At 54.5% G+C, this 11,766-nt stretch carries 10 protein-coding genes; 3 read left to right on the plus strand and 7 right to left on the minus strand.

The window, feature by feature from the left end:
* Positions 1-19 precede the first annotated feature (19 nt).
* From V9K95_RS17760 to V9K95_RS17770, 3 genes are read right to left on the minus strand one after another with little or no spacing between them, the layout of a single operon-like run.
* Positions 20-1,282 carry an ABC transporter substrate-binding protein gene (locus tag V9K95_RS17760; RefSeq protein ID WP_336441785.1) on the minus strand — a complete coding sequence of 421 codons (1,263 nt, stop codon included), beginning with the start codon at positions 1,280-1,282 and terminating at the stop codon, positions 20-22.
* A 35-nt stretch (positions 1,283-1,317) separates the two neighbouring features.
* Positions 1,318-2,244, minus strand: coding sequence for a carbohydrate kinase family protein (locus tag V9K95_RS17765; RefSeq protein WP_336441784.1), 927 nt, complete (start codon positions 2,242-2,244; stop codon positions 1,318-1,320).
* Positions 2,241-3,626: a family 4 glycosyl hydrolase gene (locus V9K95_RS17770; RefSeq protein ID WP_336441783.1), complete on the minus strand. Its 1,386-nt coding sequence runs from the start codon at positions 3,624-3,626 to the stop codon at positions 2,241-2,243. Before V9K95_RS17770 ends, V9K95_RS17765 begins: the two co-directional genes overlap by 4 nt.
* A gap of 150 nt (positions 3,627-3,776) precedes the next feature.
* Here V9K95_RS17770 and V9K95_RS17775 point away from each other — a divergent pair, with 150 nt between their 5' ends.
* Together V9K95_RS17775 and V9K95_RS17780 are read left to right on the plus strand one after the other, a co-directional pair.
* Positions 3,777-4,550: a GntR family transcriptional regulator gene (locus tag V9K95_RS17775; RefSeq protein WP_336441782.1), complete on the plus strand. Its 774-nt coding sequence runs from the start codon at positions 3,777-3,779 to the stop codon at positions 4,548-4,550.
* Between the two features lie 34 nt (positions 4,551-4,584).
* Positions 4,585-5,121 carry an SIS domain-containing protein gene (locus V9K95_RS17780; RefSeq protein ID WP_336441781.1) on the plus strand — a complete coding sequence of 179 codons (537 nt, stop codon included), beginning with the start codon at positions 4,585-4,587 and terminating at the stop codon, positions 5,119-5,121.
* A gap of 392 nt (positions 5,122-5,513) precedes the next feature.
* Here V9K95_RS17780 and V9K95_RS17790 read toward each other — a convergent pair whose 3' ends face one another.
* Both V9K95_RS17790 and V9K95_RS17795 read right to left on the minus strand, forming a co-directional pair.
* Positions 5,514-8,600 carry an efflux RND transporter permease subunit gene (locus V9K95_RS17790; RefSeq protein ID WP_336441780.1) on the minus strand — a complete coding sequence of 1,029 codons (3,087 nt, stop codon included), beginning with the start codon at positions 8,598-8,600 and terminating at the stop codon, positions 5,514-5,516.
* A complete protein-coding gene (locus V9K95_RS17795; RefSeq protein WP_336441779.1) occupies positions 8,597-9,712 on the minus strand; it encodes an efflux RND transporter periplasmic adaptor subunit in 1,116 nt (371 codons plus the stop codon). Before V9K95_RS17795 ends, V9K95_RS17790 begins: the two co-directional genes overlap by 4 nt.
* 98 nt (positions 9,713-9,810) lie before the next feature.
* Here V9K95_RS17795 and V9K95_RS17800 point away from each other — a divergent pair, with 98 nt between their 5' ends.
* Positions 9,811-10,398, plus strand: a complete 588-nt coding sequence (locus V9K95_RS17800; protein WP_336441778.1) for a TetR/AcrR family transcriptional regulator — start codon at positions 9,811-9,813, stop codon at positions 10,396-10,398.
* 133 nt (positions 10,399-10,531) lie between these two features.
* On the opposite strand, the gene V9K95_RS17805 is transcribed toward V9K95_RS17800, so the two are convergent.
* Together V9K95_RS17805 and V9K95_RS17810 are read right to left on the minus strand one after the other, a co-directional pair.
* The gene (locus V9K95_RS17805; RefSeq protein ID WP_307276693.1) at positions 10,532-10,735 is read right to left on the minus strand and encodes a KTSC domain-containing protein; all 204 of its coding nucleotides are present in this window, start codon (positions 10,733-10,735) and stop codon (positions 10,532-10,534) included.
* 347 nt (positions 10,736-11,082) lie between these two features.
* A complete protein-coding gene (locus V9K95_RS17810) occupies positions 11,083-11,742 on the minus strand; it encodes a hydrolase (RefSeq protein WP_115055651.1) in 660 nt (219 codons plus the stop codon).
* Positions 11,743-11,766: the final 24 nt, after the last annotated feature.

Raw genomic sequence — 11,766 nt, forward strand, 5'->3', positions numbered from 1 at the left:
ATCCGCAGGCGGTTGTGCTTCAGTTGGCTTTTACGTCGCGCTTCAGCTTCTTTTCAAGCTGCACAACTTCCTCTGCCACATCGCCGGTCCCGGAGATTATGTCATGGACCGCGCGATAGAAGGTGCGCGAAACCCGATTATAATTCTTCCCGGTCGCCGCAGATGGCCGAGCAACGGATTCTTCGAAAGCCGCTTTCGCCATGGGCAGGAACGGTATTTTCGCGAGGACGTCAGCGTCGGTGTAGAGTGCTTCAACCGTAGGGTTGTATCCGCCCTTTATTGCTCGCATTTTCTGGTCCTCAAGACCGACCATATACCTCAATAGTTCTGCAGCTTTTTCTTGCTTGGCCGAATATTTCGACACGGCCAGATAGGCTGTACCAAGAGCACCGCTTGATTTTTGCCCATTTGCACCGATTGGCAATGCTGAGACGCCAACCTTATCAACCAACTTGCCGCCCTGCGCCTGAGATGTCCCCCAGACATAAGGCCAATTGCGGTGGAAGACGGCATTGCCACTTTCGAAGAGTGCGCGGGAGCTCTCTTCATCATAGTTCAAGACACCCTTTGGGGAGATCGTATCAATCCAACCCCGAGCCCGAGTGAGTGCGGCAACGGTTGCTGGATTGTTGATTGTCACCTCTCCTTTGTCGGAAAGAATGGTACCGCCACCGCCTGCGGCGATCCATTCGACGGCGTCACAGGTAAGCCCCTCATAGCTACGGCCCTGCCAGGCGTAACCCCACATATCGGCATTGCCAGCCTTGCGCTCACTGTCCTGAATTTCCTTGGCGGTTGCTGTTAGCTCATCCCAAGTCTTCGGTGCCTGCTTGCCATATTTTTCCAGCAGATCCTTTCGATAGAACATCAGTCCGGTATCAATGTAGAAGGGCATTGCGACAAGCTTGTTGTCGATACGGGCCGCATCTGTCGCCGATGCAAAATGGGCTTTTACCTCTGCCTCGGGAACAAGCGAGACAAGGTCTGAGAAGTGATCCTTCATCATGCCCAACCAAATCACATCCACATAGAGCAGATCGACATCAGACGATTTGGAAGCGAATAATTGCTGATAGATCGGAATGGCGTCATCGAGATTTTGCGGTGTGCGATTGATCTTGACCTCATTACCCGAGGATTTTGCCCATTTTTGAGCCCCTTCTTCGCAAAGCTCATAATCCGTGGCCGAGCAGAACATCGATATGGTTTCTGCCTTGGCTGGCAACGCCACTGCAACTGTTAAAAAAGCGAGGCCTGCAAGCAGTTTGTATTGGTATCCCATGATCGTTCCCTATTTTTCTTGATTGATTGGAGTCATCAGCCGGCGGCACTGCGCCGCCGGTATCGGTCAAGATCGGAAAGATATGGCAGGTTCCTGCCACCATATCCGGTTACTGCAAGCGAGCCGCAAATCACTGCCACTTCCAGAGCCGAGATAAAGTCCGGCTCGTGCAGAAGACCGTGAACAAACCCTGCATTGAAGGAGTCCCCGGCTCCGGTTGTGTCGAAAACATCGACCGACAAAGCCGGTAGCCGGTAGACACGGCCATTATCGCTGGCGATAACACCTTCCGCTCCACGCTTGATCACGACGGTGCTGCAGTATCGGGTAAGAACGCCGAGCGCGATTTCGACGTCGGTTTCGCCGGTCAGCGCCTTGGCTTCTGTTTCGTTGGGCAGGAACACATCGATCTGTCCCAAAGCGTCAGTCAGGCCAGGCTCCGACAAATCCATATCTATGTGCTGGCAGTCCGAACAGATTCTTATGCCGAGATTACGAGCCGCATTGATAAGTGCCTTGCGCTCCTTATCAAGCGAGAATCCCTGCAGCAGAAGTACGTTTGGCCGGATTCGTTCAAGATCAGCCGGTGTCGGGCTGGGATCACGGTCTTCGCTGTAACTGATGAATCCGCGATCATCGGTAAATGAAAAAGCCGAACTCAGCCGCCGCCAAGGCTTGTCCATTTGGATAAACAACCCATCGTCAATATTCTCTTTTCGAGCCTCTTCCATGATCATACGACTGAAGATGTCATTACCGAAAGCACACCACCATCCGGCATTTGTCCCAAGACGTGTCAGTGCCAAGGCTGTTGAAAATGCTGCACCCGGCACCCAATCAAATTCCTGAGCCCAAAGATCCGCACCAATTCGAGGGATATCCGGCAGGCCACGGAAAACAAGATCGAAATAATATTCGCCAACGACCATCACTTCGTAGCTTGATCGTGTGGTTTTCGTCATTTCCATACTCCTGCATATGGCGCATGAGCGGCAAGGTATTCGTCGACCAATGGAACTGCACGCGAATAGGACAGCACAAGCGGATGGGCCATCAAAGCTTCAACCGCAACATCGCGGCTTCGCTCGCGAATTGCCTTTACAGCCAGACGTTCATATTGCTTGACGCTTTGAACAAGCTGAAATTGTGGTTCCGGCATCTTGCCGATATGCAAAGGGCGAATTCCCTCCTTGTCAACGACGCAGCTTACTTCGACAACATCGTCGGAGCGCAGACCGTCTATTGATCCCTCATTGCGGACGTTGAGGCCGCTGTAGCAAGGCTTTCCGGTTTGCAGAGCATCCACAAGATTAAGCGCAACTCCGGCGTAACCCTCGCCTTCTTCCGAATTGCCCTCATGGCTGCCGGTATCGATCAGGCTATCAGCTTCTTCCATGGTTGGAGCATCTTCGAGCGCATAATGCATATAGGTTGAGCTACGACGGCGCTCATAGGCGTAATAGCGGTTCAGTGCCTCCTGCGCATTCTTCTCAAGATCGATTGAACCAAGCGTCTCAATCAATGTCCGGTTAAGGTCTTTGACTTCCTCGCCGCGGGTACGGACATCGGATTTCAACGCCGCCACGGCTTTTTCGGCGTAGTAATAGTAATACAGATATTCATTTATCCAGTTCCGCTGCCTGCGGATAATCTTTGGATCAAACATCCGCTGCGACGTCGCCTTTAAAAACCGATCGTCATCCAGCAAGGCCTGCAGAACCTCTTGCCCGTTAATGGTTGCGCTTCGCGTAAACGAGAGATGATTGAGGCCTGCCACTTCTGCGTGCACATCGTTTTGTGGAACCTTGAACCACTTCGCCAAGGCTTCCTGCGCGCCGTTGGCGCCATCACAAATACCGACCGTGCGATGAAAGCCTTCATCCTGAAGTGCTTGCGCAACAAGACCAGCCGGATTTGTGAAATTAAAGAGCCAGGCATCCGGGCTGACTTTCTTTAAAAGCCTCGCATATTCCAAAATTGCCGGAATGCTGCGCAGAGCCATAGCGAATCCGCCTGGCCCGGTTGTTTCCTGTCCCAACACGCCATGCGAGAGAGCAATCCGCTCATCCTTGATCCGGCCTTCTTCGTCGCCAGGGCGAACGGTTGTAACAACATAATCTGCACCCTCCAGCGCTTTTTCAGCACTGGTGGTCAGGGAGATTTTCACGGAGGATTGGTTCCGACGACCCAATTCCTGACTGATACGCCCGAACAGTTCGAGCTTCTTCTCGTTGATATCCAGCAGGCAAATTTCCTTCAGCCCGCTCTGTTCTGCTCGGCGAAGCGCCGACCCAACAAACAATGGCGCTCTCACTCCGCCGCCGCCAACCAAAGTCAACTTCATGAATTGCTCCAATGCTCATGCTGTGCTATTGCTACTGGTCATAACCAGTTATGTCAACACAGTCGAAACATCTTGTATTCAATAACCTCGACAACAGGCGTAGCAATCTGCCAGATAGCTCAGACACCAAAAAGCGGGTGAAGATTCGAGATGAGTGAAACACACCGGCGTGGCCGAATAAATCCGGTCGATCGAAACCACCCCGACCCACTCTACGTCCAACTACGGACTGTCCTCAAAAATATGATCGACAGCGGAAAACTCTCGGTCAACGACAAACTGCCGTCCGAGCGCGAACTTGTGGCATTGTACGGAGTGAGCAGGATTACCGTTCGGCAAGCAGTCAAGGATCTCGAGAACCTCGGCTTTCTGCAAACTCGCGCAGGCAAGGGTATTTACGTCACCGAGCCCCGACCGACTTATGAAATTGAGATCGTACGGAGCTTCACCGAAACGGCCGAGGCTAATAATCGTAAGCCTGGCATGAAATTGCTCGCCGCAGAAATTATTCGAGCCGACGCAGATATTACGCGTCCGCTTGGGCTTCCTTCAGGTTCAAATGTTGTTTTCATCGAGCGGCTGCGCTTCCTTGATGATTTGCCGGTTGTCGTTCAGCGCGACTGGTTTGCTGAGGTACTGACACCAGGCATTCTGGATATAGACTGGAACACCGGAAACAGGTCGCTCTATGCCGAGTTCAAAGAACGCTATGGTGTCATTCCCGCCCGTGGCCAATCAACGCTGAGTGCCCGGCTTGCGACAGAATCAGAGGCCGGGTTTCTGCAACTTGATCTTCCTGCGGCTGTGCTTACTCTCGATCAAATTGCCTATGATAGCGAATATCGCCCGGTGAATGTCAGTTCGATGGCATATCACCCTGTCCGTTACCCGTTGTCATTGACGCAATCTCGCAGGCGCAGCTGATGCCCAACCGCGCGCTTCTACCAAGGTATTGCCGATGACTGTTTCTCAAGGACCCTGGCTGATTGTTGGTCAGGAATTAACAGAAGCCTTATCGAAGATAGACGCAAACGCCTTTGACCGCCTGGCGCAGGTTTTCGCGAATTCCGAACGCCGCTGGTTCTTTGCCGGACAAGGTCGCTCCGGTTTGTCTGCGCAAATGGCTGCAATGCGCTTCATGCATATCGGGCGCAAGGTTCACTTTGTAGGTGAAGCAACCGCGCCCTCAATCCGAAAAACAGACGGACTTCTGATTCTATCGGCGTCAGGCGAGACACCCGTCGGTTTGAGTTTTGCCCGGATAGCCAAGTCCGAGGGAGCAACCGTTGTTGCACTCACGGGGAAAATGGGCAGCCCACTAGCTGAGATTGCTGATGTCATATTGCACGTACCTGTAGACGTGAGTGCGCAGTTTGGCGGAAGCCTTTTCGAACAATGCAGCCTGATCATTCTCGATGGCCTAATATTGGGGCTGACAGTTGGAATACCGGACGCGCATAAAGCCATGCAGTACCGCCATACAAATCTGCAATAGCAGCATCCCTTCAAAAGGTACGGATTATTCACCTAACGTCCGGCAGATAATTAACTGCAGTCAGTCCGGCTGACAAATTTGTTGAACCGGCTCTGAGCGCCATCGTCGGTCTCTTCCGGATGAAGAAATGCCAATTTGCTATTATCAAAAATCTCGAAAAATTCCGCCCTTTCCCTGGGTCCAGACAATGGAGAGCCTGCCATTGCGCGCTTCTGCCCACTTGCGAATTTTATCGTGATTGGTTGTGGTGTTCGAATTGGCCATCGAAATCTTCTGTCTTTTTGACCATGCTGAATAAAGCGAAATGCCACAGACAGAGGTGGTTCCAAAAAACGATAAATCTCCTCACTAAGTGATAAGCCAGGATACGAAAGCCTTATTCCATCTTGATATTATACAGGAACTACCGACGCCGAGCTCTGGCGGCTATCTTTCGTTGGCTCTATCCGAAACCATACCGCGTATAGAGCTGGAAGGAAGAGGAGGATCATCACGGTTCCCGCTGCCGTTCCGCCAATCAACGTGTAGGCCATCGATCCCCAGAACACAGAATGAGTTAAGGGTATGAAGGCGAGAATGGCAGCCAGTGCAGTGAGGATGACCGGACGTGTCCGTTGTACTGTCGCTTCAATGACCGCTTTATAATCGTTGAGACCGGCTGCCTGATTTTCCTTGATTTGTTCTGTCAGGATCAACGTGTTGCGCATGAGGATGCCTGCCAATCCTATCAACCCGAGAATGGCGTTGAAGCCGAAAGGCTGATTGAAGACGAGCAGCGTCGGGACCACCCCGGCAAGTCCGAGGGGTGCGGTCAACATGACCATCGTCATCGTTGACAAACTGCGAACCTGGAGAATGATGACGATCAACATGGCTGCAATCATAACCGGAAAGATCTTGACGAGTGCGACATTGGCCTTGAGGGATTCTTCTATATTGCCGCCCATCTCAATCCTGTACCCAAGGGGAAGCGATGCAATGAGCGGCTGTAGTGCCGTCATGACCTGTTGGGAGACCTCCGGGGGTTGTGTGGCCTCGTTGATGTCTGAGCGTATTGTGATCACAGGGGTGCGGTCGCGTCGTTTCAGGATCGGCTCCTCAAACCGGATTTCAGAACGGCCGATCTGATCAAGGGGGACCTGACGGCCATCCCTGCTCATCAGCGAAAAGTCGGAAAGCCGTGATGGATCAAGACGGTTCTCGCCTGCGCTTCGGGCAACGACCGGCACGTTGCGGATATTGTCGCGCACCTGTGTGACAGGGATGCCGCTGAGCAGCAACTGCATCTGCTGGGCTGCCTCGGAGGGTGAGAGACCGATCAGATTGAGTCGATCCTGGTCGGGAACGAACCGCAGCACCGGCGTGCGGTTGCCCCAATCCCGATTGGCCTGGCGGACATCTGGAACACTTTTCATGATAGCAAGAGCCTGCTGGGAGATTTTGTAAAGTTCATCCGGATCCGATCCCATGATCCGAAACTCGACCGGAAATGGCGTGTAGGGCCCAAAGACAAGTTGCGTCACGCGCACAGATGCCTCTGGGACAAGTCCCTCGGAAATGGCGAGGCGCAAGCGATGCTTCAAATCCTCACGCGCATGCGCATCGGGCGTCAGCACAACGATCTTGGCGAAGGCAGGATCGGGCAATTCCGGCGCCATGGCAAAGAAGAAGCGCGGCGCTCCCTGCCCTACATAGCTGGTGACGATTTTTGTTTCCGGCTGCGTTTGCAGCCAGCCTTCGACTTTCTCCACTGCGGCTGTCGTGGTCTCGATGCTTGTACCCTCGGGCATACGAACTTCGACCAGCACTTCGGGTCGATCCGATGTCGGGAAGAACTGCTGTTTCACGCCTCCCATCCCGACGACGGAGACAGCCATTGTGATGCCGACCACGGCGCAGGTCATGAATTTATGGCGAACCGCAAACTCGATGAGGGAGCGCAGGCGACGGTAGTTTGGCGTGTCATAGATTGCGTGCGGTCCGCCTTCTACAGGCTTGATGTCGGGCAGCATCTTGACGCCGAGATAGGGCGTAAAGATCACTGCTACAAACCATGAAACGATCAGCGCAAAGCCCACGACCCAGAATATGTTACCGGCATATTCACCTGCAGTCGATCTTGCAAAGCCTACTGGCATCAGCCCGATGATTGTGACGAGTGTGCCGGAAAGCATCGGCGCTGCCGTATGGCTCCAGGCATAAGCGGCCGCCTTGATACGGTCCATGCCCTCCTCCATCTTCACCACCATCACTTCAATGGCAATGATGGCGTCGTCCACGAGGAGGCCCAGCGCAAGGATCAATGCGCCGAGCGTGATACGATCGAAGAACCGGCCGGTTTCCAGCATGATGAGAAAAACGACGGCAAGCGTCAGCGGCACGGCAAGTGCGACAACGATGCCGACGCGCCAGCCGAGGGCAACCAGGCTCACAAACAGCACGACGCCAAGCGCCATTGCGAACTTGAGCATGAATTCGCCAACCGCCTCGTCGATGTTGACGGCCTGATCGCTGACTTTGGTGAGCGTCATGCCCAGCGGCAGTGTCTGCGCGATCGCGGCGGATCGCGCTTCAAGCGCCTTGCCGAGATCAAGACCATTCCAACCCTGTTGCATCACGGCACCCAGCATGATGGCTGGCTCACCTTCATGCCGGATGATATATGTTGCCGGATCCTCATACCCGCGCCGCACATCCGCTAAATCGGAGAGCTTCAGCGTCCGCCCAGCCGCTACGATCGGCGTATCGGCGATCGCCTGCACGCTGTTATAGGCTCCGTCGAACCGGATGAACACCTGCGGCCCACGCGTGTCGATGGAGCCAGCTGGCGTGACCGTATTCTGTCTTTGCAAAGCTGCGGCGATATCGGTTGCCGATATTCCAAGTGTCGCGAGCTTGGCATAGGAAAATTCGACGAAGATCTGTTCGGGGCGCTCCCCGATGATGTTGATTTTCTTGACGCCCGGAACGTGCAGGAGATCTTGACGGATGACCTCAGCCTGTCGCACGAGGTCCCGCATCGGCATCCCCTTCGCCTTCAATGCATAAAGACCGAAGCTCACGTCGGAATATTCATCATTGACGAACGGGCCCATCACGCCCGGAGGCAGATTGCGGGCTTCGTCGCTGAGCTTCTTGCGCGCCTGATAGAACTCTTCTTCGACGGCGGCCGGCGGCATGCTATCCTTCAAGGTCACGGTGAGGAAGGCGTAGCCAGGCCGTGTCGTCGTCTCGACACGGTCATACCAGGTCAGTTCCTGGATGCGCTTTTCCAGTGGTTCAGCGACAAGATCCTGCATCTCGCGCGCCGTCGCGCCCGGCCAGACGGAAGTGACCGTCAGGGTCTTGATGGTAAAGGAAGGATCCTCGGCGCGTCCCAGCTTGACAAAGGCGTACGCCCCCGCCGCAGCCAATAGAACGATAAAGAATAAGGTGACGGCACGTTCGCGAACGGCAAGAGCTGACAGGTTGAAGCTCATTGTTTTGTCACCTCTTGCTGCGGGGCAATTCTAACGGCTGCGCCATTTTCCAGGAGATGCGCGCCAAGAGCGACAACCCTCTGGCCAATGTTGACACCGGTGATAAATGCCATCTCCTCGCTGATCCGTTTGATTTCGACTGGTGTAAACGTCACCGTGAGGGTGGCACCGTTGACGACCCAAACACCCGTCCGCCCACCGTTGTCCAGGATCGAACCTACCGGAACTGCGACCTCCGACTGCCTGTGCGCGTCCAGGATTTTAATCGTCACCGTCGAGCCGAGCGGGGCAGAGGCGGCGGCGCCATCGAGGACGTAACGCGCCTCGTAGGTACGGGTCTGCGGATCGGCAGCATCGGAGATCTGTCGCAAGCGCGCCTTTCCGCTGATACCGTCGGTTCCATAGACACTGGCCTCAGCTTGGGATCCTATGTCGGGCCGCAGCGTCTCAGGTAGCCAGACAACGGCTTCACGCGGGCCAGCCTGCGCGAGTTGAACGACCGTCTGGCCCGCGGCCACGACCTGTCCTGGATCTCCAAGCGTCTCGACGACAGTGCCATCTGCATCTGCAAGTAGAACGCTATAGGTGGCTGCGTTCTCTGCGACCTTGGCGTCAGCTTCAGCCGCATCAAGCTGTGCTTTGGCCGTGTCGAGCGCTGCTTTCGCTTGTTCATAACGTTGTGGGGTGGCAGCCAGTCCATTTTTCACCAGCGCCGCATAGCGTTTCTCATCTGCTTGTACTTGGATCAGGACAGCCCGCGCCGCGATGACCGTATTGCGCTTGGCCGTAAGGGCGAGTTGGAGATCTGTTTCATCTATGCGCATCAGAGCCTGACCTGCCCGAACCTGCTGACCCACATCAACCATCCGCTGGACGATCTTGCCCGGCACCCGGAAACCGAGATTGCTTTGCACCCGTGACGCGACTGTGCCGGTAAACGACCGCTCTGCCGATGCAGTCTTCTTCGCCTCTGTCACCCTTACGAGCGGTGCAACCGTCCTCGGATCCGCGGCATCGGCTTTCCGTTCGGTTGATTCGGAAACCAGGAAAAAACCGCCAGCAGCGGCCACTGCGAGGAGGCCTACAGATGTCAAGACATATTTGCGTTTCATTTTACATTCTCGGTTTGGCGAGCGATCCGTACAATTTAGATTGCGACCTAAATCTAAATATGTCATAGATGTCAAATGAAATCTAATCGGAGGCGAATATGAGAGTGAGCCGCGTGCAGGCAGAGGAAAATCGAGAAAAGGTGATCAACGTTGCCAGCCGCCTCTTTCGAGAGCGTGGCTTTGATGGAATTGGCTTGAAGGATCTGATGAAGGGTGCCGGTCTAACGCAAGGTGGATTCTATAAGCAATTCTCATCCAAGGAACACCTTGCTGCTCTGGCATCCAGCCGCGCCATGGAAAGTGCGACGCGCAGATGGTCGACAGCTGCCGCGACAAGCTCCGATCCCCTGGAGGCGGTGATGTCGTTCTATCTTTCAATGGGGCATCGCGGGGAAATGGCAGATGGCTGCCCATTGGTGGCGCTGGGATCTGATGCGGTGCGCCAGAGTGACGAAGTGAGACACCCATTTGAAGAGGGAGTAGCGGCTCACTTTGAGGTGCTGGATGAACTGATGAACGAAGCCAAGAGCTCCAACCCCAGCGCCAAGGCGATGACAATACTTTCGCTTATGGTTGGTGCCGTCACGCTTTCCCGTATCATGGGGGACAAGAGTTTGGCAGAAGGTATTCTTGATGCTGCGGCTGAGGAAGTCAGGCGCATTGCGCACCGTGAAGATGTCGTCTGACAGATGCCGCTGGCTTGTTAAGCTCGCCATTGATAAGATTCAAACCAGCAAACAGCACTATCGCTCATCAATGCTTTCGGAGCCCTTGACCACTCCAGTGGATTGATCGAGGTGGTTTCGCCGGAAATATCATTCAAGATCGGTAGATGCGATAGCGATACACGTCGCGAATGTGCTGGTTGAAGAAACGTCCTTTGGAAAAGGCATGGCGAAAATCGTCATATATTCCAGGCGGCACATCCATATAGTCGTACCGATTTCTGCTTGTCACAAACCATATTGACAATATCCGTGCCGCTTCATCATAGCTGGTATTTCGGATCAACGTAGAAGGCATTTTATCCCTCACTAACCTCCACTACCCGGAGCTCTCTGACGGCCCGAACCATAACCTGTCGGTAGGGAAATGGTTCCCGCATCCGAGCCTGTAAAGCCGGTCGCGATGCAGCGACGGAACAAGACGGCTGTCACATGCTGAAGCCACAACAATTGCGGCCTATTGCGCAACCGATGTTGCGGGGCACAGGAAAAAGTCTGCCATTCACGTCCGACTGGTTGGGCGTCTCGGCAACGGAGCTTCAACGATTCTACAATTGCTGAGACCGATTGAAGATGACGAGGATCGACAGATCGCCCAGCTAGTCGCGGCGCAACCGTCGATGTCCCCATCACCCCAGGAAGGATTTAATGGCCGCCTTTGGTTGTCGGGACGGGGGTATTGAGCAACTGCTGCTCCCACAGATAGGCAATGCCGCTGCCGGCCATGTGCGAGATGAGCACTTCGGTCAGCTCTTCGACGTGCTCGGTGCGAGCCCAGTCACGCTGCCACTCGCCAGCAAGAGCCATCCAAGTCATCATGTTAACGCCTGCCGCAATCATCCGCTGGATGGCGACCTGATGAGATTCGGTTGAGCTTCCGCCCGATGCGTCAGTGATTACAGTCACATCCCAGCCTTCGCCAGCTGCCTGAATCGCTGGCATCGCTACGCAAACTTCGGTCCACAGACCTGCGATGATTAGTTGCTTGCGACCGGTCGCCTTCACCAGGTCCACCACCTTCTTGTCCTCCCACGTATTCACCCAGGTCCGGTCGATTACTTCCTGCCCTGGGAAAACGTCTGTGATTTGCTTGAAGAGCTTGCCGCCGCGGTCCGCAATCACGCTGGTGAGGATGGTCGGAACATTGAAGGCTTTTGCCAGCTTTGCTAGCGCAGTCGTGTTGTTGACGACGGCCTGAGGATCATGGCTATTGAGGTTAGTTAGCTGGTAAGGCTGATGATCAATCAGAACGAGGACGGAATCTTCGGGACGAAGGAGAGAATTGAGGCCGTTACGAAAGGTCATTGAATATAGATCCTATATTGGCGG

This window comes from Phyllobacterium sp. CCNWLW183 (genome assembly GCF_037203775.1).
GTDB lineage: Bacteria > Pseudomonadota > Alphaproteobacteria > Rhizobiales > Rhizobiaceae > Phyllobacterium > Phyllobacterium ifriqiyense.

Bases quoted from the DNA above. Each gene is read 5' to 3' on its own strand.
- V9K95_RS17760 (WP_336441785.1), bottom strand. From the start codon at position 1,282: ATGGGATACCAATACAAACTGCTTGCAGGCCTCGCTTTTTTAACAGTT.
- V9K95_RS17765 (WP_336441784.1), bottom strand. From the start codon at position 2,244: ATGACGAAAACCACACGATCAAGCTACGAAGTGATGGTCGTTGGCGAA.
- V9K95_RS17770 (WP_336441783.1), bottom strand. From the start codon at position 3,626: ATGAAGTTGACTTTGGTTGGCGGCGGCGGAGTGAGAGCGCCATTGTTT.
- V9K95_RS17775 (WP_336441782.1), top strand. From the start codon at position 3,777: ATGAGTGAAACACACCGGCGTGGCCGAATAAATCCGGTCGATCGAAAC.
- V9K95_RS17780 (WP_336441781.1), top strand. From the start codon at position 4,585: ATGACTGTTTCTCAAGGACCCTGGCTGATTGTTGGTCAGGAATTAACA.
- V9K95_RS17790 (WP_336441780.1), bottom strand. From the start codon at position 8,600: ATGAGCTTCAACCTGTCAGCTCTTGCCGTTCGCGAACGTGCCGTCACC.
- V9K95_RS17795 (WP_336441779.1), bottom strand. From the start codon at position 9,712: ATGAAACGCAAATATGTCTTGACATCTGTAGGCCTCCTCGCAGTGGCC.
- V9K95_RS17800 (WP_336441778.1), top strand. From the start codon at position 9,811: ATGAGAGTGAGCCGCGTGCAGGCAGAGGAAAATCGAGAAAAGGTGATC.
- V9K95_RS17805 (WP_307276693.1), bottom strand. From the start codon at position 10,735: ATGCCTTCTACGTTGATCCGAAATACCAGCTATGATGAAGCGGCACGG.
- V9K95_RS17810 (WP_115055651.1), bottom strand. From the start codon at position 11,742: ATGACCTTTCGTAACGGCCTCAATTCTCTCCTTCGTCCCGAAGATTCC.